General features: G+C 59.4%; 28 protein-coding genes. 14 read left to right on the forward strand and 14 right to left on the reverse strand.

All coding sequences use genetic code 11. The features are described from left to right. Positions 1-79 precede the first annotated feature (79 nt). On the forward strand, positions 80-1,012 hold the full coding sequence (locus K5K95_RS15890; RefSeq protein WP_222590191.1) for a D-2-hydroxyacid dehydrogenase: 933 nt from the start codon (positions 80-82) through the stop codon (positions 1,010-1,012). Positions 1,013-1,138: 126 nt separating this feature from the next. Here K5K95_RS15890 and K5K95_RS15895 read toward each other — a convergent pair whose 3' ends face one another. Then, a complete protein-coding gene (locus tag K5K95_RS15895) occupies positions 1,139-1,732 on the reverse strand; it encodes a nitroreductase family protein (protein WP_222590192.1) in 594 nt (197 codons plus the stop codon). 278 nt (positions 1,733-2,010) lie between these two features. Here K5K95_RS15895 and K5K95_RS15900 point away from each other — a divergent pair, with 278 nt between their 5' ends. Next, positions 2,011-2,460 (forward strand): YcgN family cysteine cluster protein, encoded by a 450-nt coding sequence (locus K5K95_RS15900; RefSeq protein ID WP_007898698.1) that lies wholly within the window; start codon positions 2,011-2,013, stop codon positions 2,458-2,460. A 36-nt stretch (positions 2,461-2,496) separates the two neighbouring features. Beyond that, entirely contained in the window at positions 2,497-3,726 is a 1,230-nt protein-coding gene (locus K5K95_RS15905) for a hypothetical protein (protein ID WP_222590193.1), read from the forward strand. Positions 3,727-3,835: 109 nt separating this feature from the next. On the opposite strand, the gene K5K95_RS15910 is transcribed toward K5K95_RS15905, so the two are convergent. The 4 genes from K5K95_RS15910 to K5K95_RS15925 form a co-directional block, all read right to left on the reverse strand. Then, positions 3,836-4,213 carry a DUF2892 domain-containing protein gene (locus K5K95_RS15910; RefSeq protein WP_222590194.1) on the reverse strand — a complete coding sequence of 126 codons (378 nt, stop codon included), beginning with the start codon at positions 4,211-4,213 and terminating at the stop codon, positions 3,836-3,838. A gap of 91 nt (positions 4,214-4,304) precedes the next feature. Further along, complete coding sequence (locus K5K95_RS15915; protein WP_090181306.1) at positions 4,305-4,775, reverse strand: RNA methyltransferase; 471 nt, start codon at positions 4,773-4,775, stop codon at positions 4,305-4,307. A 191-nt stretch (positions 4,776-4,966) separates the two neighbouring features. Next, a complete protein-coding gene (locus tag K5K95_RS15920) occupies positions 4,967-5,341 on the reverse strand; it encodes a YajD family HNH nuclease (protein WP_090181308.1) in 375 nt (124 codons plus the stop codon). A gap of 47 nt (positions 5,342-5,388) precedes the next feature. Further along, positions 5,389-6,075, reverse strand: a complete 687-nt coding sequence (locus K5K95_RS15925) for a spermidine synthase (protein ID WP_222590195.1) — start codon at positions 6,073-6,075, stop codon at positions 5,389-5,391. Between the two features lie 80 nt (positions 6,076-6,155). On the opposite strand from K5K95_RS15925, the gene K5K95_RS15930 reads away from it, so the two are divergent. After that, positions 6,156-6,446: a hypothetical protein gene (locus K5K95_RS15930; RefSeq protein ID WP_222590196.1), complete on the forward strand. Its 291-nt coding sequence runs from the start codon at positions 6,156-6,158 to the stop codon at positions 6,444-6,446. Here K5K95_RS15930 and K5K95_RS15935 read toward each other — a convergent pair. Together K5K95_RS15935 and K5K95_RS15940 are read right to left on the reverse strand one after the other, a co-directional pair. Beyond that, positions 6,443-6,916 carry a cyclic nucleotide-binding domain-containing protein gene (locus tag K5K95_RS15935; RefSeq protein WP_222590197.1) on the reverse strand — a complete coding sequence of 158 codons (474 nt, stop codon included), beginning with the start codon at positions 6,914-6,916 and terminating at the stop codon, positions 6,443-6,445. The two genes, K5K95_RS15930 and K5K95_RS15935, sit on opposite strands and share 4 nt — an antisense overlap. A 220-nt stretch (positions 6,917-7,136) precedes the next feature. Beyond that, positions 7,137-9,191 carry a S9 family peptidase gene (locus K5K95_RS15940; RefSeq protein WP_222590198.1) on the reverse strand — a complete coding sequence of 685 codons (2,055 nt, stop codon included), beginning with the start codon at positions 9,189-9,191 and terminating at the stop codon, positions 7,137-7,139. A 152-nt stretch (positions 9,192-9,343) separates the two neighbouring features. Here K5K95_RS15940 and K5K95_RS15945 point away from each other — a divergent pair, with 152 nt between their 5' ends. The 3 genes from K5K95_RS15945 to K5K95_RS15955 are packed head-to-tail and all read left to right on the forward strand — an operon-like array spanning position 9,344 to position 11,200. Then, on the forward strand, positions 9,344-9,841 hold the full coding sequence (locus tag K5K95_RS15945; protein WP_222590199.1) for an MFS transporter: 498 nt from the start codon (positions 9,344-9,346) through the stop codon (positions 9,839-9,841). 26 nt (positions 9,842-9,867) lie between these two features. Beyond that, entirely contained in the window at positions 9,868-10,644 is a 777-nt protein-coding gene (locus tag K5K95_RS15950; RefSeq protein ID WP_090181320.1) for a class II glutamine amidotransferase, read from the forward strand. 13 nt (positions 10,645-10,657) lie between these two features. Further along, a complete protein-coding gene (locus K5K95_RS15955) occupies positions 10,658-11,200 on the forward strand; it encodes a DUF2937 family protein (RefSeq protein WP_222590200.1) in 543 nt (180 codons plus the stop codon). A 121-nt stretch (positions 11,201-11,321) separates the two neighbouring features. Here the strand turns inward: K5K95_RS15955 and K5K95_RS15960 are convergent, their stop codons facing one another. Continuing rightward, the gene (locus tag K5K95_RS15960) at positions 11,322-12,236 is read right to left on the reverse strand and encodes a LysR family transcriptional regulator (protein ID WP_222590201.1); all 915 of its coding nucleotides are present in this window, start codon (positions 12,234-12,236) and stop codon (positions 11,322-11,324) included. Between the two features lie 147 nt (positions 12,237-12,383). On the opposite strand from K5K95_RS15960, the gene K5K95_RS15965 reads away from it, so the two are divergent. The 4 genes from K5K95_RS15965 to K5K95_RS15980 all read left to right on the forward strand — a co-directional run bounded on the left by K5K95_RS15965 (position 12,384) and on the right by K5K95_RS15980 (position 16,125). Continuing rightward, the gene (locus tag K5K95_RS15965; RefSeq protein ID WP_222590202.1) at positions 12,384-13,670 is read left to right on the forward strand and encodes an MFS transporter; all 1,287 of its coding nucleotides are present in this window, start codon (positions 12,384-12,386) and stop codon (positions 13,668-13,670) included. Between the two features lie 78 nt (positions 13,671-13,748). Beyond that, positions 13,749-14,501, forward strand: a complete 753-nt coding sequence (locus K5K95_RS15970) for a 5-oxoprolinase subunit PxpA (protein WP_222590203.1) — start codon at positions 13,749-13,751, stop codon at positions 14,499-14,501. Further along, positions 14,498-15,202, forward strand: a complete 705-nt coding sequence (locus K5K95_RS15975; RefSeq protein WP_222590204.1) for a 5-oxoprolinase subunit B family protein — start codon at positions 14,498-14,500, stop codon at positions 15,200-15,202. Before K5K95_RS15970 ends, K5K95_RS15975 begins: the two co-directional genes overlap by 4 nt. Beyond that, entirely contained in the window at positions 15,199-16,125 is a 927-nt protein-coding gene (locus tag K5K95_RS15980) for a biotin-dependent carboxyltransferase family protein (protein WP_222590205.1), read from the forward strand. The genes K5K95_RS15975 and K5K95_RS15980 overlap by 4 nt, the downstream gene beginning before the upstream one ends. A gap of 123 nt (positions 16,126-16,248) precedes the next feature. Here the strand turns inward: K5K95_RS15980 and K5K95_RS15985 are convergent, their stop codons facing one another. The 3 genes from K5K95_RS15985 to K5K95_RS15995 form a co-directional block, all read right to left on the reverse strand. Beyond that, a complete protein-coding gene (locus K5K95_RS15985; RefSeq protein WP_090181333.1) occupies positions 16,249-17,427 on the reverse strand; it encodes a vWA domain-containing protein in 1,179 nt (392 codons plus the stop codon). 25 nt (positions 17,428-17,452) lie between these two features. Beyond that, complete coding sequence (locus tag K5K95_RS15990; RefSeq protein ID WP_222590206.1) at positions 17,453-18,298, reverse strand: AAA family ATPase; 846 nt, start codon at positions 18,296-18,298, stop codon at positions 17,453-17,455. A 330-nt stretch (positions 18,299-18,628) separates the two neighbouring features. Further along, the gene (locus K5K95_RS15995; protein WP_222590207.1) at positions 18,629-19,705 is read right to left on the reverse strand and encodes a DUF748 domain-containing protein; all 1,077 of its coding nucleotides are present in this window, start codon (positions 19,703-19,705) and stop codon (positions 18,629-18,631) included. Between the two features lie 126 nt (positions 19,706-19,831). Here K5K95_RS15995 and cysK point away from each other — a divergent pair, with 126 nt between their 5' ends. Both cysK and K5K95_RS16005 read left to right on the forward strand, forming a co-directional pair. Next, positions 19,832-20,806: a cysteine synthase A gene (gene cysK / locus K5K95_RS16000; RefSeq protein WP_222590208.1), complete on the forward strand. Its 975-nt coding sequence runs from the start codon at positions 19,832-19,834 to the stop codon at positions 20,804-20,806. Positions 20,807-21,027: 221 nt separating this feature from the next. Continuing rightward, the gene (locus K5K95_RS16005; RefSeq protein WP_222590209.1) at positions 21,028-21,966 is read left to right on the forward strand and encodes an aspartyl/asparaginyl beta-hydroxylase domain-containing protein; all 939 of its coding nucleotides are present in this window, start codon (positions 21,028-21,030) and stop codon (positions 21,964-21,966) included. Positions 21,967-22,009: 43 nt separating this feature from the next. On the opposite strand, the gene K5K95_RS16010 is transcribed toward K5K95_RS16005, so the two are convergent. Beyond that, a complete protein-coding gene (locus K5K95_RS16010; RefSeq protein ID WP_222590210.1) occupies positions 22,010-22,189 on the reverse strand; it encodes a hypothetical protein in 180 nt (59 codons plus the stop codon). A 42-nt stretch (positions 22,190-22,231) separates the two neighbouring features. Then, entirely contained in the window at positions 22,232-22,882 is a 651-nt protein-coding gene (locus K5K95_RS16015; protein ID WP_310504352.1) for a hypothetical protein, read from the reverse strand. Between the two features lie 333 nt (positions 22,883-23,215). Here K5K95_RS16015 and K5K95_RS16020 point away from each other — a divergent pair, with 333 nt between their 5' ends. Then, positions 23,216-24,079, forward strand: a complete 864-nt coding sequence (locus K5K95_RS16020) for a DMT family transporter (RefSeq protein WP_222590211.1) — start codon at positions 23,216-23,218, stop codon at positions 24,077-24,079. Positions 24,080-24,117: 38 nt separating this feature from the next. On the opposite strand, the gene K5K95_RS16025 is transcribed toward K5K95_RS16020, so the two are convergent. Further along, on the reverse strand, positions 24,118-25,059 hold the full coding sequence (locus K5K95_RS16025; protein ID WP_208671748.1) for a LysR family transcriptional regulator: 942 nt from the start codon (positions 25,057-25,059) through the stop codon (positions 24,118-24,120). Positions 25,060-25,095: the final 36 nt, after the last annotated feature.

Below are 25,095 nucleotides of genomic sequence, written 5' to 3' on the forward strand. Positions count from 1 at the left end.
ATAATTTTTGGCAATGGCCAGGACGATGGGGGAATTCTCCGTCGGTGGCCGTGTGCACTGTTTTTGAAAGGTTTGAACCATGCGCGTTCTGATTGCTGAACACGATCACCCTGTTTATGCCCAATTGCTGCGTCAGGCCGCGCCTGAGCTGGACGTGCTGACCAGCGGTGACTCCGCCGAACTGGCCCGCCAGGCCGCCGACTGCCCGATCTGGCTCGGCCAGCCAGATCTGCTGGCCACCCTGCTGCGTCAGGGCCATCAGCCGCAATGGCTGCAATCGACCTGGGCGGGCATCACGCCATTGTTGGCCGACGGCTTGCCGCGCCACTACCGCCTGACGCGTGCCGTGGGGATTTTTGGCCAGGTCATGGCTGAATACGTGCTGACCTACATGCTTGGCCACGAGCGCGAAGTGCTGCCGCGTCTGGTCAGCCAGGTCGAGCGCAAGTGGGACAGCCGTCAGGGTCAAAGCCTGGCGGGACGCAAAGTGTTGATCGTCGGCACGGGCGACATCGGCCGCACCGTCGCGCAATTTTTGCTGCCGTTTGGCGTCGAGTTATACGGCATCGCCAGCGAAGCCCGCGAGCAGGCGCCGTTTGTCGAAGTCGGCGCGCTGGCGGACTTGCCGCGTCTGGTCGGTGAAGTGGACTACGTGATCAACCTGCTGCCGAACACCCCCAATACCCATGACTTGTACGATGCGGCACTGTTCAAGCAGTTCAAGCCGACCGGGGTGTTCATCAACGTCGGGCGCGGTGTGGCGGTGGTCGATGCAGACCTGGTTGAGGCTTTGAAGGAAGGGCACCTGGCGGGTGCGGTGATCGACGTCTGCCGTCAGGAGCCGCTGCCACAGCGCCATCCATTCTGGACTGCCTGGGGCTTGTTGCTCACAGGGCACAGTTCCGCGCCGACCTCACCACCGATGATGGTCAACCTGTTCGTCGAAAACTTGCGGGCGTATCAGGCGGGTGAAGCGCTGCGCGGGGAAGTGGATTTCAATCGCGGGTATTGAAATCACCACCCATCAAAAATGTGGGAGCGAGCCTGCTCGCGATAGCGGCATATCAGTCAGTTCCTCTGTCACTGATACACCGCCATCGCGAGCAGGCTCGCTCCCACATTGGTTTTGCAGTGTGGCTTAGAGGGTGAAATCGCCTTCTGCCGCCAGCTCGCTCAGCGGGCGGCGCGGGCTTGGTTCTTCACGGGCTTGCAGGTAATCGGCGAGCGTCGCCTTGTCACCCAGTTTGCCCACCGCTACCGCTGCGTGCAGCGCATAACCTTCAGGGATGTTCAGCTCCTTGCGGGTCAGTTCCTGATCGAAACCGGCCATGCCGTGGGTGTGCCAGCCGCTGATGCTTGCTTGCAGCGCCAGATGGCCCCATGCCGACCCAGTGTCGAAGGTGTGCCACAGGGCCGGGGTTTCCTCGGTGGCACCCGGGGCCGTGAAAGTGGTTTTCGAGATCACGATCACCAGCGCCGAGGCATGTTGTGCCCAGGAACGGTTGAATTCGTTCAGCAGACCTAGATAACGCTCCCAGTTTGGCGTGTCGCGGCGCGCGTACAGGAATCGCCAAGGTTGCGAGTTGTATGCCGAAGGCGCCCAGCGTGCCGCTTCGAAAAAGCTCAGCAGGGTTTCTTCCGGAATGGTTTCGCCGGTGAAGGCGCGGGGAGACCAGCGATCGGTGAACTGAGGATGGATCGCATAGTCGGCAACGCGTTGATTTGCACTCATCAAGAGATTCCTTGCAACGTTTGAAAGTGAGGGTCGTCTGACACCTGCAGGCGCAGTTGAGCTGGGCGCTAAGGTTTGTCGAGAGCCTGGCAGTTCACCTGAATGCAACGCGGTCGAGCGTTAATGGCATCCGGGCATGGCTCCTTGCGACTGGCAAAGCTACGTGGCGGCGCAAAAACTGACAAGCCCGTTCTACCGGCAGTCGCCAATGCTTGGCCCGCAAGGGCCTTGGCACTAGACTGGCGGCCTTTTCACCACCTGATATTGATGCTTGAGCCATGGCCGCCAAAGTCGAACCGTTCTGGATACGCAAAACCCTCGATCAACTCGATCAAGAGGAATGGGAATCGCTGTGCGATGGCTGTGGCTTGTGCTGCCTGCAAAAGCTCGAAGATGAAGACGATAATTCCGTCTATTACACACGTATCGCCTGCAAACTGCTGGACCTGAAAACCTGTCAGTGCACCGATTACCCGAACCGGCGCGACTTTGTGCCCGATTGCATCCAGCTCACGCCGGGCAAGGCTGACGAGTTCAAATGGCTGCCGCCGACCTGCGGCTATCGCCTGGTCAGCGAAGGCAAGGACCTGCCGCTTTGGCATCACCTGGTGTGCGGTGATCGCGATGCGGTGCATCACGAACGTATTTCCCAGTCCGGGCGCATGCTTGCCGAAGGCAGTGTGGCCGAAGATGACTGGGAAGATCATCTGATCTTCCGGGCGGGTTAAGCGCTGTCGGTTTTAACGTGTCACGAAGGAGTGTGTATGGCTGTGGGATTGCGCCGGGCGTTGGCCGTTGGGCTGTTGCTCCTGAGTTCGTCCGTGTGGGCGGCGAAGAAGATCGATCTGGACTACCACGTGCGCCTGTTGCCGCAAAGTGACCAGGCGGAGGTGCGACTCACCCTGGCTCAGGGCTCCGCGGTGCGCAGCCTGGATTTTGACCTGGGCGATGGCAGCCTTTACAGCGACTTCAAGGCCGACGGCCAATGGAAACTCACCCCGGGCAAACAGGCGCGCGGTGTCTGGCATCCGGCTGCGGACAAGGCCAGCCTGAGTTACCGCGTGCGCATCAGCCACGGGCGCAAGAACGGCAGCTTCGACACCCGCATGACCCCGACCTGGGCGTTGATGCGAGGCGACGACCTGGTGCCGCCCGCCAAACTCGATCAGCAGGACGGCATCGAACTGGTTTCACGCCTTGAATTCGAATTGCCCAACGGCTGGAAAAGCGTCGAGACCGCGTGGCCGCGAGTCGGCAAGAACAAATTCCGCGTGGATAACGTCTCTCGACTGTTCGACCGGCCCACGGGCTGGATGCTCGCCGGTCACCTGGGCAGCCGTCGCACCCGGCTTGGCGAAACCGAAGTCACCGTGGCGTCGCCTCGGGGTCAGGGCATGCACCGCATGGACGTGCTGACCTTGCTGACGTTTGTCTGGCCGCAAGTACAGGCGGTGTATCCGCGCCATCCGACCAAGCTGCTGATCGTCGGCGCCAACGACCCGATGTGGCGCGGCAGTCTGGGCGCCCACGAATCGATCTACCTGAACTCACGCCTGCCGTTGGTGAGCGAAAGCGGCACCAGTGCGGTGGTGCGTGAGTTGGCGCAGGTGTTCGGGAGGATCAACGATCAGCAGCGCAGCGACTGGATCAGCGAAGGGTTTGCCGAGTATTACGCCATTGAGCTGGTGCGTCGCGCCGGCGGCATGAGTGATGAGCGGTATGAGGGTTTGCAGAAGAAACTGGCCAGGGACGGCCAGAAAGTCACGACGTTACGGGGCGAGCAGATCAACCCGGCGCAGGTGTCGAAAGCGGTGCTGTTGCTGCAGGAGCTGGATCGCGAGATTCGCTTGAAAACCCGCAACAAGCGCTCGTTGGATGATGTATTGCGCGGGGCGATGCACCTGGAGAGTGTGGACACCAAGGAATTCGTCCAGCTCGCGGAAAGTGTGATCGGCGAGTCTTCCAAAGTCCTCGATACCGAGTTGCTGCAATAGAAAATCAAAAGATCGCAGCCTCGTTTCACTCGACAGCTCCTACATTGGAATGTGTATCCCTGTAGGAGCTGTCGAGTGAAACGAGGCTGCGATCTTTTATCCTAAGAAGTCAAACCCCGGTTTCAGGCGATTTCAACGAATCGTTCCCGGTCACGGTAGCGGTTTTGGTCGCCGCCTCGGCGTTGGCCTTCAACTGGTTCAACTCTTCACCGGCCCGCTGAATCTTTGCCCGCACGTTGTTCATGTCCTGACGGCTCTTTTCCAGCAGGCTCTTGACCGAGCTGTGCCCGGTAATGCCACGGGCCAGTGCCACGCCGCCGATCGCCACTTGAATCAAGCCGAACACACCGCCGCGACGCAGCCCTTTGCCCATCATCACCACGCCACCGGCCAGGGAGCCGATGCGCTCCCAACCCTGTACGTTCTGATCGGAATGAGTCTGGAACGGGGTGGATTCGATGCGTTCTACGCGTTTGAGTTCGTTCATGATCTGTCTCCTGGCGGAATCGCTGCTTCAAGAATAGATAGTTAAGCTGACTGCCAGGGCGGTCGGCTTGTTCCATCGGATGTCGGGTGATTCAGCGGAATTTCGATCCGGAACGGGTGTTGAGTCCCTTGGACATGCGGTCGTACAGCACGACGTTGACGGTGGCGGCGAGGTTCATGCAACCGGTGGTCGGGATATAGACCACGTCTTCGCACCAGTCGCGAATCTCTTTATCCAGCGAGCCGTCTTCCGGGCCGAAGATGTACAGCGCGCGATCCGGGTGCGTGTATTCCGGCAGCGAGCGAGCGCCTTCGACCAGCTCCACCGCGACGGGCACGCAGCCCAGGGGCAGGATTTTCTTCAGGTCGTCGATGCCGATCAGCGGAATGTCGTAGTGGACGCGCTTGGTGTCAGTGACGAAATCAGCGGCGCGCTCATAGCGCTTGCCGGTGTAGAACACGGACGCCACGCCATAGCAGCCGGCGGCGCGCATCACCGAGCCGACGTTTTCCGGTGATTTGGGGTTATACAAACCAATGCAGCTGTACCGTTTGTCTGCCACGAGCGGGGTGCCTTCGGGGAAAAAACGGCGATTATACGGGGATTGGGGGAGGGCGGGCAGTGATCGTTCCCACGCTCTGCGTGGGAATGCCTCAACGGACGCTCCGCGTCCGGCTGTGAAGGGACGCGGAGCGTCCCGGGCTGCATTCCCACGCAGAGCGTGGGAACGATCAGCATCAGGCAACTAAAATTTCAGTCGTCTTTCTTCATCAACCCCGCCAACGCCGCAAACGGGTTGTGCGTCGCCTTGGCGATTTTCGGGCTGCTGAGCGAGCCTTCGTCGAAATACTGTTGGTCGGTGTACCGCGAGTGTTCGTTGTCATGGCAATACAGGCACAACAATTCCCAGTTCGAGCCGTCCTGCGGGTTGTTGTCGTGGTTGTGGTCGCGGTGGTGCACGGTCAGTTCACTCAGGCGTTTGCCAGAGAACTCGCGGGCGCAACGGCCACACACGTGCGGGTACATTTTCAGGGCCTTGTCGCGGTAACCCATTTCCTTGTCGCGCTGGTTGTCGGCAAGGATGCGGTCCAGCTTCGACGTGTTGGACGGAGGCGTTGACGAACTCATGGGTTCACCTTTGTAAAAGACTAATGACGGTATAGGAGCAGTTTAGCTCAGCCCTTGAGCTTCTCGGCAATCCAGATGGTATGACGTGTGCCTTTGTTGCCGTGGGCGAAGACCTGGACTTCTTCGGCCTTGAAACCGGCCTTTTTCAGCTTGTCGGAAAACTGCCGGTCCGCACTTGCCGACCACACGGCCAGCACGCCTTTGGGCCGCAGCGCCTTGGCGCAAGCGTTCAAACCACCGGCGGAGTAGAGCCAGCTGTTGGCCTTCTGGGTCAAGCCTTCGGGACCGTTGTCGACGTCGAGCATGATCGCGTCGAAACCTTGTGGCTCGGCTTGCAGGACCTTGGCCACATCCTCCATGCGGATCACCGTCCTCGGGTCGAGCAGCGGATTCCCGGATTTCTCGCCCAGTGGACCACGGTTCCATTCCACAACGCCGGGCACCAGTTCGGCGACCACCACTTGCGCGGTCTTGCCCAAATGCTTGAGGGCCGAGGCGAGGGTGAAGCCCATGCCCAGGCCGCCAATCAGCACGCGCGAATCGGGCCGACCCGCCACCTTGCGGCACGGGATTTCGGCCAGGGCATCCTCGGAACCGTGCATGCGGGTGTTCATCAACTGCCCGCCATCGCCACCCTGGATCTTGATGACGAAATCCTCGCCATACTCGAACAGGCAAAGGGCGCCGCCGTTCTCGGGGATAGGGGCGGTGTCGAGCAGAACAAAACGTTTCATGGAAATCTCAAATTGGGGGAAGGCAAACAGAGGCAGTTGGGAGTAGCCTGCCAATGACAACAAGGCCAACGGAGCCATTGATGAAGCGCACCATTCTAACGGTCATTGCCTTGGCCGCGCTCTCGATAACTGCAGTGCAGGCCCAGCAATTGCAAACCCTTCCAACCAGCCCCGCGCCGCTGCCGGGGTCGCCCGGCACCGCAACACCTACGCCTTACCCGCAAATCACTCCGACGCCCCTGCCCAGGGCCGGGCAGGGCAGCGGTGGTCCACCGTTGGTGCCGATCGAGATGCCCAGTCCGCCGACCAAGGATCAGCCGGTACCGGGCATTGAGCCAAACAACACAAAGGACAAGTCGCCCGGCGGTTAGATCTGCTGCGAGATCAGTTGCCCGTCGGCCATGCGCAAGCGTTTGGAGAGGGCGACGGCGAGGGCGCGGATAATCTTGGCGGCGATTTTCGGCGCCTCGTTGATCATCTTTTCTAGAGAGTCCTTGCCCAGGTTCAGCAGCTGGCAGTGACTGGCGGCCACGCAACTGGCCGAGCGCCGTTCACCATCGAGCACGGCCATTTCGCCGAACGAGCGACCGCTGCGCAAGGTGGCCATGGTCACCAGTTGCCCGTCGCCGTTAGTCTTCTGCACCGACACCTGGCCGGTATGGATGATGCACATGAAACTGCCAGCATCGCCTTCGTGGAAAATCTCTTCGCCCTGGGCGATGGTGCTGATGCTGAAGTAGCCTGAAGCGGCCGCGAAGTCTGCCGGCAGCAATTGATCGAAAAGGCCGCAATCCATCAGCCAGTCGCGGATTTCGTTGTTCAGTAAGGTCGGTTCTGACATGTCGGCACGGTCTTTTTTTCTTGTGTCTGTCTGGTTCTGTTCAGGATCTGGACTCACCACAAACCCATTGTGGGAGCGAGCTTGCCCGCGATGACGGTGTCACAGCCAACGTTGATGTTGAGTCTGATTGCCTCATCGCGGGCAAGCCCGCTCCCACAAGGATATGCGTGTATCGGGTCCCGGCGTCTGGTCTTAAGACCAAAACGCCGGGCCAAGTTCCTCAGGCAATTCCCCAAACCTTGAAAACAAATGCGTATTCGAGTGCTACGTCACGCAATCCCTGATAACGGCCGCTCATCCCGCCGTGGCCAGCACCCAATTCGGTCTTGAGCAGCAGCGGATTATTGTCGGTCTTGGTCGCGCGTAATTTCGCCACCCACTTCGCCGCTTCCCAGTACTGCACGCGACTGTCGTTGTAGCCGGCAATCACCAGCATCGCCGGATAGGCTTGCGCGGTGACGTTTTCGTACGGGGCGTAGGCCTTGATCCGATCATAGACGTCCGGCTCTTCGGGATTGCCCCACTCGTCGTATTCGGTAACGGTCAACGGCAGGTCCGGGTCGAGCATGGTGTTGAGCACATCGACGAACGGCACCTCGGCAATCGCCGCGCCGAACAGGTCAGGACGCTGATTGAGCACCGCACCGATCAGCAAGCCACCGGCGCTGCCGCCGCTGATCGCCAATTGAGGGGGCGTGGTGAAACCGTTGGCGATCAAGTGTTCGGCACAGGCGATGAAATCGCTGAAGGTGTTGTGCTTGTGTTCCTGCTTGCCGGCGCGGTACCAGGCTTCGCCGAGCTCGCCGCCGCCCCGCACGTGAGCTATGGCAAACGCGACGCCACGATCCAGCAGGCTCAAACGGGCGTGGGAGAACCACGGGTCAAGGCTTTCGCCGTAGGCGCCGTAGCCGTACAGATATAGCGGTACAGGTTTTCCGAGTGCTTCGCGTTTGACCACAAGGCTGATCGGTACTTGTGTGCCATCGGGCGCAGTGGCCCACAAGCGTTGGCTCACGTAGTCATCGGCGTCGAACGGACCCAGTACCGGGGTTTGCTTGAGGACGGTCTGTTCGCCGCTGGCCAGGTCCAGCTGGCGGATTTGCGCCGGACGGTTCAGCGCCTCGTACCGCAGGCGGATTTTGTCGCTGACAAACTCCAGGCTGTTCTGCACATGCAGGCTGTAAGCCGCATCCGGCAGTTGCACGCGGTAATGCGGCAGCTCCTGTGGGTGAACCTCGATGATTGGCAAGCCACCTTCACGCAGGCTCAGGGTCATCACGCCGAGGTTCAGGCTCATGCCCTCGATCATCGTGGTGTCGCTGTGGGGGATCAGGTTCTGCCAGTCGGCCTCGGTCGGCGCCATGCCAGTATCGACGGCGGTGTACAGGGCAAAATTGATACCGTCGCGGTTGGTGCGAATGAACCAGGTCCATTCACCGTTCAGCGTGCCGTGGTCGACGTCGTACTCATGGTCTTCCACCCGTGGCGCAATGCAGGTGAACGCCTGATGCGGCTGCGAGGCGTCGAGGACCCAGACTTCGCTGGTGGTCTTGCTGCCCAGCGACAACAGCAACTGTTGCTCGGAACTGGAACGGTAGCAATGCAGGAAGAACCGGCCGTCGGGCTCGTTGAAGACTTCTTCGGCTGCGGTGCCGTCCAGTCGATAGCGCAACAGTTTGTGCGGACGGTGGGTGTCGTCCAGTTCGCCGAAAAACAGTGTCAGGCTGTCGTTGGCCCAGGTCATGCTGCCTTCGCAGTTCTGGAACTCCAGTTCGCTGACACGACCGCTGGATAATTCCTTCACGAACAGCGTGTAAATCTCATCGCCGGTGGAATCGATGCTGTAGGCCAGGCGTTGGTGGTCCGGGCTGATGCTGAACGCGCCGAGGGAAAAGAAGCCGCCCTTGGCCAGTTCGTTCGGGTCCAGCAGCAGTTGCTCCCGGGCTTCGTCGAGCTGCAGGCTGTCATCGGCCGGGCGAGGGCAGCGGTAATGACGGGCGTATTCGTCACCGGCCGTGGTGCGCGTGTAATACAGGTACGGGCCCCAAGGGGAGGGCAGCGACAGGTCGGTTTCGAGAATCCGGCCCTTGATCTCTTCGAACAGGGTTTCGCGCAGCCCGGCCTGATCGGCGGTTTGCGCCTCTTGATAGCTGTTTTCAGCCTGGAGGTAATCGAGCACCGCGTCGGTGTCGCGCTCCTGCAGCCAGGCATACGGATCATCCCCGTTGGCCTTGCGGGCAATGGGCGCGACGGAAACGTTGACGGATAGGGGCATGAAGGGCTCTCGGGCGTTGTACGAAATAGGGTTTTGCAGGCGCAATGCAAATCTTGATGTCTCGGTCGGCCTTGTGTCTTGACCGACTGGCATTGGGACAAGCCTGATGTGCGAAAAGTCGTTACTATAAGCGCCTCTTTGCCTGCCTTGCCATGGACACCATGACCGAGAACGACTATCTGATCGCTTGGGGCCTCTACGCCTTTGCCGCTTTAGGCTGCCTGCTGGTGTGGATGCGCATGACCCGCTGGATGTGGCGCTGGTTGCGTGAGCCGCTGCAACTGCTGGTCGCCGTGCTGCTGTTCAGCCCGACCATCATCGACCCGGTGAAGGAAAAAGTGGCCCCGGCCATTGCCATCACCACGCTGGACCTGGCTTTCAAAGTCGGCAACAACGCCTGGCGAGCGATTTCCGACCTGTTGATGTACGCCATGATCGCTTTCGGCCTTTACCTGGTGGTCGTGGCGATCCGTTTTCCGATCGAACGCGCGTCCAGGGCTCGCAAGGAACAGGCGGCTGCCGCCAAGGCCGCGGCCCGGGCCGACGAACCGGAAGACGATCAGCCCTTCGGCGGGGCTGGCGATGATCGGTACGGTCGTCCACCCGTTCCGAGCAACCCTCAGCGTTTGCGGGTCGAACCGCGTTTGTAATCCGGCCTTGAAGCGAGAATCCGAGCATGTGTGAGTTATTGGGCATGAGCGCCAATGTGCCGACCGATATCGTGTTCAGCTTCACCGGGCTGATGCAGCGCGGCGGCCGCACCGGCCCGCACCGTGATGGTTGGGGCATCGCCTTCTACGAGGGACGTGGCCTGCGGCTATTCCAGGACCCGGCCGCAAGCTGCGAGTCGGAAGTCGCCAACCTGGTGCAACGCTATCCGATCAAGAGTGAAGTGGTGATCGGCCACATTCGCCAGGCCAATGTCGGCAAGGTTTGCCTGTCCAACACCCATCCGTTCGTGCGGGAACTGTGGGGGCGCAACTGGTGTTTCGCCCACAACGGTCAGTTGGCCGATTTCAATCCGACCGCCAGCTTCTATCGTCCGGTCGGCGATACCGACAGCGAAGCGGCATTCTGCGATCTGCTCAACCGTGTTCGTGCAGCGTTCCCGGAGCCGGTTGAAGTCGAAGATTTGTTGCCGGACCTCGTGGCCGCCTGCGCCGAGTACCGCAGCAAAGGCGTATTCAACTGCCTGCTCAGCGACGGTGACTGGTTGTTCTGCTATTGCTCGACCAAATTGGCACAGATCACCCGTCGTGCGCCTTTCGGCCCGGCGCGTCTGAAAGATGTCGATGTGATCGTCGATTTCCAGGCCGAAACCACGCCCAACGACGTGGTCACCGTGATCGCCACCGAACCTCTCACCGAAAACGAAACCTGGACCCGCTACGAACCGGGCCAATGGAGCCTCTGGCGACGCGGCGAATGCGTCAGCCAAGGCAAGACCGAATAAGGACTCACCCCTCATGTTGCTCAGTTATCTACGGCTGGTGTTGTTTGCGGCGGGCCTGTTGATTGGCGTTCAGGTGCCGGGGTTTATCAGCGATTACGCGAAACGGGTCGAAGCGCATCTGATCGAGGCCCAGACCGGCTTGAATGGTTTCCAGGGCACGGCCAATGAGTTCTTCAAGGGCGATATGCAGGCGCTGGTCGCTCATTATCGTGAAAGCGAAGACCCGATCTTTCGCAGCGACGCCGACAGCCTGAGCACCATGCTCACCCGCCAGCTGGCACTCGACAAGCAGTTCCAGGCCATGCAGGGCCCGTGGTACATCCGCTTCCTGCAAGTGGCGCTGGCCGCTGACCCGGATATTCGCAAGGAAACCTGGTACGGCTACAGCTACCAGATCCTGCTGACGCCGGAAGCGATGATCTGGGGCATGAGCGGCGCGTTGCTGCTGTCGTTCGGGATTGAATGCCTGTTCCGTCTGATCGACTGGGTGGTGCTGGGCGGCAAACGCCTGCGCCAGAGCCGGCCGATCGTAGACCGGGATGTGCGCGGCCTCTAGGCCGATGATCGTTCCCACGCTTTGCGTGGGAATGCAGCCCGGGACGCTCCGCGTCCCATCCAAAGCCGAACGCGGAGCGTCCGTTGAGGCGTTACCACGCAGAGCGTGGGAACGATCATCTTCAACGACTCAACGTGATGTACTCCTCGCCCACCTTCTGCGCATACCCCTCCAGCACGTGCTGACACAGGGTCACAATCTCCTCGACCCATTCCACCCCAACCCGCCACGACACCACCACCTGCAAATTCGGTGGCCGTTGATCGATGGCCAGCAGGGTCAATTCCCCCCGTGCCAGCTCCTCGGCCACCAATACCGGCGGCAATGCGCCAATGCCAAATCCGTCGCGCAGCAACCGGGTAATCGCCGACACCGAATTCACGCAATTGAGCCGGGGCGTCAGTATCCCGTTCGCCTGCATCAGGCTCAGGATGTCCTGATGCGGATGGGAGTTTTTCGAGTAAGTAATGATCCGTTCGCGCGCCAGGTCGGCAATGCCTGAATACTCGCGGTTGTAGATCGAGCTGCTTGCCACGATCCAGCCCATCGGGTGGCTCGCCAGCTCCAGGCTGCGCACGCTTTCCTGGCGCACCAGATCAGTCTGCAGGATCAGATCAAGGAAGCCTTTTTGCAGCTGATCGCAGAGGTTCAGCGCGGTATCGGCTACCAGTTCGATTTCCACCAATGGGTAGTGATCCATCATCTGCGCCACCAACGGGCTCAGCCAGGTGTGAATCACCGTGTCCATCACGCCAATCCGCACACGCCCGACTTTGCTCGAGCGCGTCTCGATCGACTGCTTCAGCGCCTGCATGGTGTCCATCATCTGCTCGGCGTATTCGAGCACTTTCAGGCCTTCGGGCGTCAGGCTCACACCGCGAGAATCGCGCAGGAACAGCTTCACGCCGAGCTCGCCTTCGAGCACCGCGATGCGGCTGGAAATCGACGCCTGGGTGGTGAACAGCTTGTCGGCCGTCAGGCGAAAACTCTTGAGGCGGGCGACCCAGACAAAGGTCTCAAGAAACTTCAGGTTCATGGGATAAAGTTTTTCTTATGTCTAGGGCGGGTTTTTATTAGTTGGACGCAGCAGGGCCGGCAGCCCAAAAATCAGGCCATCCGGTTCCCACGATAGGCGTCGTCGGGGCTCAGAACAATACCAATAAAATTTGTACGGAGAGTTGCCATGAGTGCGCCCGACACGCTCGACATCCCCAAGGCCACGGCTCGCCCGGGACCTTTCGACTGGTACCGCAACATCAATCAGCAGGAACGCCGGACCTTCTGGAGCTGCAAGATCGGCTATGGCCTGGACGGCATGGACACGCAGATGCTCAGCTTCGTGGTCCCGACCCTGATTGCAATGTGGGGCATCACTACCGGCGAGGCCGGGCTGATTCACACCAGCACGCTGATCGCTTCGGCCATCGGTGGTTGGGTGGCGGGGATTCTGTCCGACCGCATCGGTCGCGTACGCACCTTGCAACTGACGGTGCTGTGGTTCGCCGGCTTCACTTTCCTCTGCGGCTTCGCGCAAAACTACGAACAATTGCTGATCAGCCGCACCTTGATGGGGTTCGGCTTCGGCGGCGAGTGGACGGCTGGTGCCGTGCTGATGGGCGAAGTGATTCGCGCCAAGGACCGTGGCAAGGCGGTGGGCATGGTGCAATCGGGCTGGGCGCTGGGCTGGGGACTGACGGCAATTTTGTACGCGCTGCTGTTTTCGGTGTTGCCGCCGGAAGACGCCTGGCGTGCGCTGTTTATCCTGGGCATCGTGCCGGCGATTTTCGTGATATTCGTTCGTCGGCTAGTCAAGGACCCGGAAATCTACCGCAAAGCCAAGGCCAAACAGGAGCCAGGCAATCCGGCGAAGTTCTACGAGATTTTTGCCCCCGGCATCCTGTTCACCACGATTCGTGCGTCGGTGCTGACCACGGGCGCGCTGGGCGGTTACTACGCGATCACTTCCTGGTTGCCGACTTTCCTCAAAAACGAGCGGGGATTGAGCGTACTCAACACCAGTGGTTACCTGGCGATGGTGATCGTCGGTTCCTACATCGGCTACGTCATCAGCGCGTATCTGACTGACATCCTTGGCCGCAAGAAGAATTTCGTTCTGTTCGCGGTTGGCTCGTTCACCATTGTTTTGCTCTACACCCAATTGCCGGTCAGTAACGCTGTGATGCTGTGGCTGGGCTTCCCGCTGGGCTTTTTTGCCTCGGGAATTTTCAGTGGCATGGGCGCCTTTCTGACTGAGTTGTTTCCGACGCGAATTCGCGGCTCGGGCCAGGGTTTTTGCTACAACATCGGTCGGGCACTGGCGGCGCTGTTCCCGCTGCTGATCGGCTTGCTCAGCCAAAAGGTGCCGTTGAGCGTAGGCATCGGGGCGTTTGCGGCGGTGTCCTACGGCGTGGTGATTCTCGCGGCGCTGAGCTTGCCGGAAACCCGTGGCAAACAACTGGATGCCCAATAACAAAAACGGCAGCAACTGATAATCTGCGGGGTATCTGCCCGGCAGTAAAAAAAGAATATGCCTACAGGAGTGTTCACCGTGAGCCGCCTGCTATTGAACTGTGACATTGGCGAAAGCTTTGGCAACTGGACCATGGGTCTGGACGCCGAGGTCATGCCCTTCATCGACTGCGCCAACATCGCCTGCGGCTTCCATGCCGGCGACCCGAGCATCATGCGCAAGACCGTCAGCCTGGCCCTGAGCAACGGCGTAAAGATTGGCGCACATCCGGCCTATCAAGATCTGGTCGGTTTTGGCCGCCGTTCCATGTCGTACACCGCCCAGGAACTTCAAGACATTCTGCATTACCAGATTGGTGCCCTTGACGGCATCTGCCGGGCTCAGGGCGGGCAGGTGAGTTACGTCAAGCCGCACGGCGCGATGTACAACGACATGATGGCCAATCCAGCGCAGTTGCGCGCCGTGCTTCAGGCCGTGGCGGCGTATGACCGGACCTTGCCGCTGATGCTGATGGCGACCCGCGACAACAGCGCCGCCCAGCAGTTGGGCGATGAATACGGCGTGACGCTGTGGTTCGAAGCCTTCGCCGATCGCGCTTATGACAGTGCGGGCATGCTGGTCTCGCGGCAACTGCCGGGCGCGGTGCATCACGATCCCGAGACAATCATCGAGCAAGCCCTGACCATTGCCCGTGGCGACAACCTGACAGCCAGCGACGGCAGCGCCTTGTTCCTGCAAGCCAATACCCTATGCGTGCACGGCGATAACGCGAGTTCGGTGGCGGCCGTGCGCCGGATCCGCGCAGCCCTCGATCAGCAGAGCGCACCATGAAACCGCGGGTAGAAGTGGTGGCGCTGGATTGCCTGATGGTGCGTCTGTTTGACCAGATCGCCGAGGCAAACATGCCGTGGATGCTGGCTGCCAGCGAGAGCCTGCGTGCGGCCTTCGCCGGGCATCTGATCGATCTGGTGCCGTCGTACACGACGTTGATGGTGCATTACGACCTGAGCGCGTTGAGTCCGTCCCAGGCTAGGGAATTGATCGCCGAAGCCTTGATCGACCTCTCACCGAATGCCCGCACCGGCGGCAAATGCCATGTGCTGCCGGTCTGGTATGACCTGAGCGTCGGCCCGGAGTTGAGCCTGTTGTCCCGGCGCAGCGGGTTGGCGGTGGAAGAGGTGATCCGCCGGCACAGCGAACGTGAATATCAGGTGTTCGCCCTGGGCTTTGCGCCGGGGTTCGCCTTTATGGGACTGGTGGAAGAAGTGCTCGCTGCACCGCGTCTGAATACGCCGCGTAAAAAGGTTGCGGCTGGCAGCGTGGGCATCGCCGAACGGCAAACTGCTGCTTATCCGGTGGTGTCACCCGGCGGCTGGAACCTCATCGGTCGCACGCCGGCCAAATTGTTCGACCGCGAACGCGACGGTTACAGCCTGATGCAACCGGGCGATACGGTGCGCTTTGAAGCGGTCAGCCATGCCGAGTTCATCAACTTGGGCGGCGATGACACACCGCTGGAGGCGCAGGCATGAGCCATCTATCGATTGAAGCGAGTACGCCGCTGTGTCTGATACAGGACGCTGGCCGTTTCGGCGTGCGGCACCTGGGCGTGACTCAGGGCGGCGCGCTGGATTGGCGTTCCATGTCGTGGGCCAACTGGTTGCTGAGCAATGAGTTGGATGCAACGGTGGTTGAAATCACCCTGGGTGGGTTCACCGTGGTGGCCGAGGAGGATTGCGTGCTGGCGCTGGCCGGCGCGGACCTGGGCGCGCAAGTGGATGGCGAGGCCTTGGCGCCGTGGCGCAGTTTCCGGCTGAACAAAGGGCAGCGCTTGCAATTCACTCAACCGTTGCTCGGGGCGCGGGCCTATCTCGCCGCGCCGGGTGGGTTTGAAGCCCCCAAAGTGTTGGGCAGCAGCGCCACGGTGGTCCGCGAAGAACTCGGTGGTCTGGATGGCATGGGCCGGGCACTGGCCAAAGGTGCGCAGCTGAGTTATCGCGGCAGTTCGCTGTTGTTGCTACGAGAGTTGCCGGAAGAGCATCGCCCGGATTTCAAGGTCGATTTACCGCTGGATGTGGTGCTCGGTGCACAGATCGGTGAGTTCAGCGGACAAAGCCTGTTCGATGCCTTCAACAGTTTCTGGACGCTCGACAGCCGCGCCGACCGCATGGGCATCCGCTTGCTGGGAACGGCGTTGCACTATCAGGGCAAACCGATGATTTCCGAAGGTATCCCACTCGGCGCGGTCCAGGTGCCGCCAGATGGACAACCGATCGTGTTGCTCAACGATCGGCAGACCATCGGCGGTTATCCGCGCTTGGGCGCGTTGACGCCATTGGCGTTGGCGCGTCTGGCGCAGTGCCTGCCGGGAGCGAAGGTGCGATTGAAACCGGTGGTGCAGGACGTGGCGCATCGGGAGCAGGTCCACTATCTACGCCGCTTCTTGAGCCGCTAAAAGCTTCGCGAGCAAGCCCGCTCCCACATTAGATCTCCGGTGAACACAGTATGCGTGGGCGACTTGGATCAAATGTGGGAGCGGGCTTGCTCGCGAAGGCGGCCTAACAGACAACAAAAATCTCTATTTGGACAGAAACCGCATCCCTTCCTCCAACCCCCGCAACGTCAGCGGGTACATCTGGTCGTCAATCAAGTCCCGAACGATATTGGTCGACGACGTATAGCTCCACGTATCTTTCGGATACGGGTTGATCCAGATGAGCTTCTTGTACTTCTCCTTGAACCGCTGCATCCACACGTAACCGGCTTCTTCGTTCCAGTGCTCGACGCTGCCGCCGGCCTGGGTGATTTCATAGGGCGCCATCGCGGCGTCACCGATGAAGATCACTTTGTAGTCGGCGCCGTACTTGTGCAGCAGGTCCTGGGTCGCGGTGCGCTCGGAGGTGCGGCGCATGTTGTTCTTCCACACTGATTCATAAATGAAGTTGTGGAAGTAGAAGTACTCCAGGTGCTTGAACTCGGTCTTGCAGGCCGAGAACAGTTCCTCGCAAATCTTCACGTGCGCGTCCATCGATCCGCCGATATCGAACAGCAGCAACAGCTTGACGGTGTTGCGCCGCTCCGGGCGCATCTGGATATTCAGCAACCCGGCATCTTTGGCGGTGTGGTCGATGGTGCCATCGATGTCCAGCTCTTCCGCCGCGCCCTGACGCGCAAACTTGCGCAACCGGCGCAGGGCAACCTTGATGTTGCGGGTGCCCAGTTCCACCGAGTCGTCGAGGTTCTTGTACTCGCGCTGATCCCACACCTTGACGGCTTTGCCCTGGCGTTTGCCGGCATCGCCGACCCGGATGCCTTCCGGGTTAAAGCCGCCAGAGCCGAACGGGCTGGTGCCGCCGGTGCCGATCCACTTGTTGCCGCCGGCGTGACGTTCTTTCTGTTCTTCGAGGCGCTTCTTGAACTCTTCGATCAGCTTGTCCAGGCCCCCGAGGGACTGGATCGCCGCTCGCTCCTCGTCGGTCAGTGACCGCTCGAATTCCTTGCGCAACCAGTCTTCGGGAATCAACGCCTGAAGGTGATCGTCGAGTTTTTCGAGGCCGTTGAAGTAAGCCCCGAACGCCCGGTCGAACTTGTCGAAATGCTTTTCGTCCTTCACCAGGATCGCCCGGGACAGGTAATAGAACTCGTCCATGTCGGCGAAAGTCACGCGCTGTTTCAGCGCGTTGATCAGGTCCAGCAGCTCACGCACAGAGACCGGCACTTTGGCGGCGCGCATTTCATTGAACAGGTTGAGCAGCATGGCGTTGGCCTCTATCTAATGGAGCTTAGCGAGTGCCACGACGGCTCATGAACGCCAGGCGCTCGAGCAATTGCACGTCCTGTTCGTTCTTCACCAGCGCGCCGGCCAGTGGCGGGATGGCCTTGGTCGGATCGCGTTCGCGCAGTACGGCTTCGCCGATGTTGTCGGCCATCAGCAGTTTGAGCCAGTCCACCAGTTCGGAGGTCGATGGTTTTTTCTTCAGGCCCGGGACCTTGCGCACATCGAAGAACACGTCCAGCGCTTCGCTGACCAGGTCTTTCTTGATGTCCGGGTAGTGCACGTCGACGATCTTCTGCAGCGTCACGCGATCGGGGAACGCGATGTAGTGGAAGAAGCAGCGACGCAGGAAGGCGTCCGGCAGCTCTTTCTCGTTGTTGGAAGTAATGATGATGATCGGGCGCTTCTTGGCCTTGATCGTCTCGTCGATCTCGTAAACGTAGAACTCCATCTTGTCGAGTTCTTGCAGCAGGTCGTTGGGGAACTCGATGTCGGCCTTGTCGATTTCGTCGATCAGCAGGATCACCCGCTCTTCAGACTCGAAAGCCTCCCAGAGCTTGCCCTTTTTCAGATAGTTGCGAACGTCGTGGACCTTCTCGGTGCCCAACTGCGAGTCGCGTAGACGGCTGACCGCATCGTACTCGTACAGACCCTGATGCGCCTTGGTCGTGGACTTGATGTGCCAGGTGATCAGCTTGGCGTTGAAGGACTCGGCCAGTTGCTCGGCGAGCATGGTCTTGCCGGTGCCCGGTTCGCCCTTGACCAGCAGTGGACGCTCCAGGGTAATGGCGGCGTTGACCGCCAGCTTCAAGTCATCGGTGGCGACGTAGGCCTGGGTGCCTTCGAACTTCATCTGCTAATCCTCGAACGGTAACGCCGACCTGAACGGGGCAGGGCGGGGCGCAATAATTGTAGTGCCCGACTATAACGCGCAGGCCGGTCGACTGTGAACGCAGACGACTTATTCAGTCTCTGAATGGAGCGTCACATCTTGACTCAGTCTCGGCTGCTAGCCAGCGCAGCGATACATCAGCGCCCGCAGCATCACGCGCTACAGCAGTGGCCGTGAAGCGGTGCCACGTTCGTTGGCACTCGCCTGTCTGGGGTGGGACTTCCTCCAGCAGCAATCAAGCCCGGCGCGGGCTGCCGAAGACACCGGTCGCTACACCGTGACCCGCAAGCCTTAACCAGCTTCCGGCTTCGGCCGTTCATACCGGGCATTGAATGCCTGAATGAAACCATTGCGTAAAATCTGCAAAAACGCACCGAACGCGCTGATATCTTGCTGATGCACGTTGCCGCTTAGTTCAACCCGGGTTGCGAATTGGTTCTTGCCCTGATTTTTCAACACGGTTTCGGAGCCACCGACAATGGCCTCCCAGATTGAACGGAATAGCCCTTTGTCCTTGTTTTCCACGTCCTGGTGCCAATTGAACACGTCGACGTCCTTCAACAGCGGTTTGATGTAGCCGGTCAATTTTGCCTTTTTGGCTTGCGCTTCAATCACTACGTCGCCGTGACCGGCATTGAAGTCGAACTTGCCGTAGGCCGAGGCAAAGTCGTTCATGCGTCTGAGTTCGATGTTCTTGGCCCGCAGGCGGAAATCGAAGTCTTCGAAATTACTCAACGGGTCGAAGGTGGCACTGGTTTCCAGAGGCGCGTGCCCCAGCAACAGCGCCTTACCCTCGAAGCGGGCATCGCGTTTGCCTTCGGTATCGACCACGTTGGTCAGATTGAAAATGCTGGCGTTGACTTGAGTGGCGTTCATGTTGACTGGGGGAGTGGAGCTGAAATTGTGGAAACTGATCTTGCCGTCGTATATGCGCACCTCGTTCAGGGTGATCGGCGCCAGTTTGCTCAACTGCGCGCGCCAGTCGGTGCCTTTACCGGTTTGGGAGTTCTGTTTGTTGGCGCCGCCGTCGACGAAGTTCACCTCGGGGTTGAAGAACTTCACTTCGGCCACCACGGCATGGTCATAGATCAGCGAATGCCAGCTGACAGCGAGGTCGATCAGTGGCGCGTTGACGAACGGTACTGGCACCTTGCCTTCAATCTTGACGATTTTCAGTCCGTTGATTTTGTAGGCGCCGCGCCACCAGGCCAGGTCCACGTCGGTCACCTGACCTCGGTAATCGCCCATGTTCGCCAGTTTGTCATTAAGGTAATCACGCACCAGGTACGGCAGAGTGATATGCAGGGCAATCAGTACCAGAGCAAGGCCGGCGAGTGTCCACAGAGGCCAACTGTATCGACGTTTCATGGTGGCATACCTCTGGCTATGTAAAGGATTGACTGCGCCGGACAGCGGACGTTCGACCTGACTGGACGACCAGCGGCAACAGGCATACCTTTGGGAGCTAATTCAACGCTGTACAAGGACCCAGCCATGAGCCGTATTTACGCTGACAACGCCCATTCCATCGGCAATACACCGCTGGTGCAGATCAACCGCATTGCCCCGCGCGGCGTGACCATCCTGGCCAAGATCGAAGGGCGCAACCCCGGTTATTCGGTCAAGTGCCGGATCGGCGCGAACATGATCTGGGACGGCGAAAGCTCCGGCAAACTCAAACCTGGCATGACCATCATCGAACCGACGTCGGGCAACACCGGCATTGGCCTGGCGTTCGTTGCGGCGGCTCGTGGTTACAAATTGATGCTGACCATGCCGGCCTCCATGAGTATCGAGCGTCGCAAGGTGCTGAAAGCCCTGGGCGCAGAACTGGTGCTGACCGAACCGGCCAAGGGCATGAAAGGCGCCATCGAGAAGGCGAGCGAGATCCTTGCCAGCGACCCGGCCAAATACTTCATGCCGGCGCAGTTTGAAAACCCGGCCAACCCGGCGATTCACGAGAAAACCACCGGCCCGGAAATCTGGAACGACACCGACGGCGCGGTAGACGTGCTGGTGGCCGGGGTAGGAACGGGTGGAACCATTACCGGAGTCTCGCGGTATATCAAGAATACGCAGGGCAAACCGATTATCTCGGTGGCGGTAGAGCCGGTGGTATCGCCGGTGATCAGCCAGGCGATTGCCGGTGAAGAGATCAAGCCAAGCCCTCATAAAATCCAGGGCATTGGTGCCGGTTTTGTCCCGAAAAACCTGGACTTGTCGATGGTCGACCGCGTTGAGCTGGTGACCGATGAGGAATCCAAGGCCATGGCACTGCGCCTGATGCAGGAAGAAGGGATTTTGTGCGGGATTTCCTGCGGTGCAGCAATGGCGGTTGCGGTTCGTCTGGCCGAAACACCGGAAATGCAGGGCAAGACGATTGTGGTCATCCTGCCGGACTCCGGCGAGCGCTACCTGACGAGCATGTTGTTCAGCGATCTGTTTACCGATCAGGAGAATGAACAGTAACAAGGCGCTACGTACGCGCGGATAGTCGGCGGCTGAACAGGAGCTGATCCAGATCAGCCCCTGTTCAGGAGCCCTATGTTAATAAGTGCTTTGTTGCACGATGCTTAATACTGAATGTTTGGTTTTGCGGGTTTTTCTCGAGGCCGGTAATGTTTATCATGGCCGGCTGCCACGTCGGGTAAGAGGCGTTGCGCATAGAGCCTATTCTCAAGGAGTCATTAATGACCTTTTCCTTAGCCGCGAAAGCGTCAGTGTTGTTGCTGTTCCTCGGCAGCACTCTCTATGTGCATTTGCGTGGCAAGGCGCGGTTGCCGGTCTTGCGTCAGTTCGTCAACCACTCAGCGTTGTTTGCGCCTTATAACGCCTTGATGTACCTGTTCTCGGGTGTGCCGTCCAAGCCGTATCTGGACCGCAGCAAGTTCCCGGAGCTGGACGTGCTCAAGGACAACTGGGAAGTCATCCGCGACGAAGCCATGCACCTGTTCGACGAGGGGTATATCCGCGCCGCCGAAAAGAACAACGACGCCGGTTTCGGTTCGTTCTTCAAGAAGGGCTGGAAGCGTTTCTACCTCAAGTGGTATGACAAACCGCTGCCTTCGGCTGAAGCCTTGTGCCCGAAAACCGTGGCGTTGGTCAGCAGCATTCCCAATGTCAAAGGTGCCATGTTCGCGTTGCTGCCGGGCGGCAGTCACCTCAACCCGCACCGCGATCCGTTCGCAGGTTCCCTGCGTTATCACCTGGGGCTGTCGACGCCGAATTCCGATGATTGCCGCATCTTCGTCGACGGCCAGGTTTACGCCTGGCGCGATGGCGAAGACGTGATGTTCGATGAAACCTACGTACACTGGGTCAAGAACGAAACCGAGAAAACCCGCGTCATTCTGTTCTGCGACGTCGAACGGCCGCTGAGCAATCGCGTCATGACCCGCATCAACCGCTGGATCAGCGGCCTGCTCGGTCGCGCCACCGCCCCGCAGAACCTTGATGATGAACGTGTCGGCGGGATTAACCGGGCTTACGCCTGGAGCAAGAACTCCAGCGATAAATTCAGTGGCGTAGTCAAACGCTGGAAACGCCGTAATCCCAAGGCCTACCGCGTATTGCGGCCGGTGTTGGCGGTGGTGGTGTTGACGTTGTTGGGGTATTGGTTGTTTGGGTGAAACCGGACACGAAATGAAAAACCACTCCTGAGGAGTGGTTTTTTTATGAGGAAAATTTAAATGACTTGCCCGCGAGAACACCGGCAGGTTCATCGGCTACGGGGTTTGTCAGCGTATCTCGGATACGACGCAAGACACTTTCAGGCAACTCTGTAGATGGACGTTTCCGATTTATCTTGATGGGCTGCCCATCAGAAGCATTTTTTTCAGCGAGCGCTTTCATTGCGTCTCCAGCAGTGATCATTAAATGAACAGTGATTCGATACTAATCGCACTCAACAAGCATCACAAGGCGACCCTGTATGTCGAATTTGAAACCAAGTTGCTGATAGGTTGGGATAGCCCCTTCCACGGGTTCCTGAATTTCGATCTGCTTGCTGCCAATGATTTGCGCATAGTGAGTCACGGCGGTCAGTGACAGCGATGCGATGAGACTCTTCAGGGGATGACACTTGGCTGAACTTCCTTCAAGACGGACTATTTTTACGCGTTGCCGACTCTGGTTCGGATTTGCGAAACACAGCCCGCATAGCTCCAAATCAAACCAGATCGCTAAATCGAAACACATTGGCTCTCTTGTTTTCCATCCTGCGACCTCGTTCCATGAAAAGTGCGGGTCATTCCAGTGTCGGAAAGCGTTCATTGCCTGGGGCGTGATCGCTTCGAAACGAACTCTGGATAAGTCCACATAGGCTAACCCTTTCTGTTCCAGTTCATGGTGAAGCCGAGTGATAGTGACAGTGGCCAGTTTTCGAGCCTTTGACCTGTACAACTGATACCGAAGTTGAGTCCGTTCCCTTGGCATGTGATCTCTTGCATTCCATGTCCCCACAATTGGGCGTTTGTTCACCTCCAAGGTAGATTGTGCGGTACGCGCTGTCGCTGCTGGCCCTTTGTCCAAGTCATTGCAATCCATGTCAGTCGCTGGTTATAGTCGGCGCTCGGTGATTTCCACTCCACCATTCACCCCATCAAAAAAGATCAGCCCATGCCAGCTTCCCTCATCAATGCGGTCCTCGATTCAGCGCTCAACGCTGTCGTGGTGCCGTGCGGGAATCAGCAGCCTGCGCAGATCAGTCACTACCCCCCGCCTGTTCGTAGCACGCCGGTGTGCGCAGTCGTATCACCGCCGGGCGTTGGCATTTCGGGCTGATCAGCTTCTTTTTGCTGTTGCCCTTTGCCCGCCAGAAAAACTACTGAACTTCAGCTTCGGCTGAGTTGGCTTTTTGCCTGATGACAGGTGGTATTCATGTTTGTCCTTTCGAAACAATCCGCGCTCGCGGCGGCGTCCACGAGCCTGTTCGTTCTGCTGTGGAGCAGCGGGGCGATCTTCTCCAAATGGGGCCTGGCCCACGCATCACCCTTTGCGTTTCTGCTGATTCGCTTCGTCATCGCCTTGTGCGGATTGATGCTGCTGGTGCCGTTGCTCAAGCTGAAGCTGCCCAAGGGCGGCAAACCGATGTTGTATGCGATGGCCACGGGCGTGCTGCTGCTGGGGGCTTATCAGATTTTCTATCTGTTGGCCCTGGACCTGAAGGTGACGCCCGGGGTGATGGCCACGATCATGGGCGTGCAACCGATTCTCACGGTGGCGATCATGGAACGTCAGCGCTCAGCCAGCAGAATGTTCGGTCTGATGCTGGGCTTGGCCGGGCTGATCATGGTGGTTTACCAGGGCATCGGTCTGGCCGGCATGTCGTTGGCCGGAATGCTCTTCGGTCTGCTGGCGCTGGCGAGCATGACGTTCGGCTCGATCATGCAGAAACGCATCACTGACAATCCCCTCGGCACGCTGCCGGTGCAGTACCTGGCGGGGTTGTTGCTCTGCGGGATTTTCGTGCCGTTCCAGCCGTTTCATTTTGAACACAGCACCGGGTTCTTTGTGCCCGTGCTGTGGATGGGATTGGTGGTGTCGGTATTGGCGACATTGTTGCTGTACCGCTTGATCGCCCGGGGCAATCTGGTGAATGTCACCAGTCTGTTTTACCTGGTGCCGGCGGTGACGGCGGTCATGGACTATCTGATTTTCGGTAATCGGCTGGCGGCATTGAGCAAGCTCGGCATGCTGCTGATCATCATCGGTCTGGTGTTCGTGTTCCGTAAAACCGCTTGAAGCAAAACAAGGCCCGGGGCATGCACTCCGGGCCTTTTTCATTTGGCCAGCGCATGCTCGGCCCGCACCGAATTCATGAACGCCTGCATCGCCGATGATTGAATGCGATGGCGTCGGGTGATCAGTCCGTACGGCGGCAACCGTGCCTCGAACTTGATCGGCAACACCGCCAGCAAATCACGCCCCGGATAGTCCTCGACCACCGAGACGGGCGTCACGCCGAGCATGTCGGTCTGCTGGATCAACGAGAGCAAGGTCATGATCGAGGTGGTTTCAACGATGCTGCTGGGAATGTCGACCCGCGCGTTGTGGAACACCTGATTGATGATCGCGCGCATCGGGCTCGGGTGCTGTTGCAACACCCAGGTCATGTTCTGCAATTCAGCCCAGCTCAGCTGTTTTTCCTTCGCCAGCGGATGTTGCGCGCCGGCAATCACGCACAAGGCTTCTTCACCGAGGCTGTCGAAGAGCAATTCTTCGGCCCGTGCACCGGCCGGAATCCGCCCCAATACAATGTCCAGTTGATCCTGCAACAGCGCCTGCACCAGCACGTCGCTGGTGTCGACCTGAATGCTCATGGACAGCCGCGGGTGGCTTTGTTTCAAGGTCGCGATGGTGCGGGTCAACAGCCCCGAGGCCAGCGCCGGAATCGCGCCGACCGCGACCCGGCCGAGGTTGCCGGATTCCAGTGCAACCAGTTCTTCGCGCATGCCGCTGAGTTCGGCAAACACCATGCGCGCGTAATAGATGACGGTTTCCCCGAACGGGGTGGAGCGCATTCCCCGAGGCAGACGCTCGAAGAGCTCGACGCCGAGCAAGTCCTCGGCTTCGTGCAGCATCTTGGTCGCAGCCGGTTGGGTCATGCCGATGTGATCGGCGGCGCGGCGCAACGAACCGAATTCCTGCAACGCCAGCATCAGCCGCAATTGGCGCAGGCGCAGTCGACTGTGGATCACATTGGCAGCAGGAATTCGGGTCATGGGCCGTGCTCGCAAAAAGGACTGCGGCAAGCCTGA

Origin of the sequence: Pseudomonas sp. DR48 (genome assembly GCF_019823085.1) — a bacterium.
Taxonomy (GTDB): domain Bacteria; phylum Pseudomonadota; class Gammaproteobacteria; order Pseudomonadales; family Pseudomonadaceae; genus Aquipseudomonas.

Bases quoted from the DNA above. Each gene is read 5' to 3' on its own strand.
- K5K95_RS15890 (WP_222590191.1), top strand. From the start codon at position 80: ATGCGCGTTCTGATTGCTGAACACGATCACCCTGTTTATGCCCAATTG.
- K5K95_RS15895 (WP_222590192.1), bottom strand. From the start codon at position 1,732: ATGAGTGCAAATCAACGCGTTGCCGACTATGCGATCCATCCTCAGTTC.
- K5K95_RS15900 (WP_007898698.1), top strand. From the start codon at position 2,011: ATGGCCGCCAAAGTCGAACCGTTCTGGATACGCAAAACCCTCGATCAA.
- K5K95_RS15905 (WP_222590193.1), top strand. From the start codon at position 2,497: ATGGCTGTGGGATTGCGCCGGGCGTTGGCCGTTGGGCTGTTGCTCCTG.
- K5K95_RS15910 (WP_222590194.1), bottom strand. From the start codon at position 4,213: ATGAACGAACTCAAACGCGTAGAACGCATCGAATCCACCCCGTTCCAG.
- K5K95_RS15920 (WP_090181308.1), bottom strand. From the start codon at position 5,341: ATGAGTTCGTCAACGCCTCCGTCCAACACGTCGAAGCTGGACCGCATC.
- K5K95_RS15925 (WP_222590195.1), bottom strand. From the start codon at position 6,075: ATGAAACGTTTTGTTCTGCTCGACACCGCCCCTATCCCCGAGAACGGC.
- K5K95_RS15930 (WP_222590196.1), top strand. From the start codon at position 6,156: ATGAAGCGCACCATTCTAACGGTCATTGCCTTGGCCGCGCTCTCGATA.
- K5K95_RS15935 (WP_222590197.1), bottom strand. From the start codon at position 6,916: ATGTCAGAACCGACCTTACTGAACAACGAAATCCGCGACTGGCTGATG.
- K5K95_RS15940 (WP_222590198.1), bottom strand. From the start codon at position 9,191: ATGCCCCTATCCGTCAACGTTTCCGTCGCGCCCATTGCCCGCAAGGCC.
- K5K95_RS15945 (WP_222590199.1), top strand. From the start codon at position 9,344: ATGGACACCATGACCGAGAACGACTATCTGATCGCTTGGGGCCTCTAC.
- K5K95_RS15950 (WP_090181320.1), top strand. From the start codon at position 9,868: ATGTGTGAGTTATTGGGCATGAGCGCCAATGTGCCGACCGATATCGTG.
- K5K95_RS15955 (WP_222590200.1), top strand. From the start codon at position 10,658: ATGTTGCTCAGTTATCTACGGCTGGTGTTGTTTGCGGCGGGCCTGTTG.
- K5K95_RS15960 (WP_222590201.1), bottom strand. From the start codon at position 12,236: ATGAACCTGAAGTTTCTTGAGACCTTTGTCTGGGTCGCCCGCCTCAAG.
- K5K95_RS15965 (WP_222590202.1), top strand. From the start codon at position 12,384: ATGAGTGCGCCCGACACGCTCGACATCCCCAAGGCCACGGCTCGCCCG.
- K5K95_RS15975 (WP_222590204.1), top strand. From the start codon at position 14,498: ATGAAACCGCGGGTAGAAGTGGTGGCGCTGGATTGCCTGATGGTGCGT.
- K5K95_RS15980 (WP_222590205.1), top strand. From the start codon at position 15,199: ATGAGCCATCTATCGATTGAAGCGAGTACGCCGCTGTGTCTGATACAG.
- K5K95_RS15985 (WP_090181333.1), bottom strand. From the start codon at position 17,427: ATGCTGCTCAACCTGTTCAATGAAATGCGCGCCGCCAAAGTGCCGGTC.
- K5K95_RS15990 (WP_222590206.1), bottom strand. From the start codon at position 18,298: ATGAAGTTCGAAGGCACCCAGGCCTACGTCGCCACCGATGACTTGAAG.
- K5K95_RS15995 (WP_222590207.1), bottom strand. From the start codon at position 19,705: ATGAAACGTCGATACAGTTGGCCTCTGTGGACACTCGCCGGCCTTGCT.
- cysK (WP_222590208.1), top strand. From the start codon at position 19,832: ATGAGCCGTATTTACGCTGACAACGCCCATTCCATCGGCAATACACCG.
- K5K95_RS16005 (WP_222590209.1), top strand. From the start codon at position 21,028: ATGACCTTTTCCTTAGCCGCGAAAGCGTCAGTGTTGTTGCTGTTCCTC.
- K5K95_RS16010 (WP_222590210.1), bottom strand. From the start codon at position 22,189: ATGAAAGCGCTCGCTGAAAAAAATGCTTCTGATGGGCAGCCCATCAAG.
- K5K95_RS16015 (WP_310504352.1), bottom strand. From the start codon at position 22,882: ATGGATTGCAATGACTTGGACAAAGGGCCAGCAGCGACAGCGCGTACC.
- K5K95_RS16020 (WP_222590211.1), top strand. From the start codon at position 23,216: ATGTTTGTCCTTTCGAAACAATCCGCGCTCGCGGCGGCGTCCACGAGC.
- K5K95_RS16025 (WP_208671748.1), bottom strand. From the start codon at position 25,059: ATGACCCGAATTCCTGCTGCCAATGTGATCCACAGTCGACTGCGCCTG.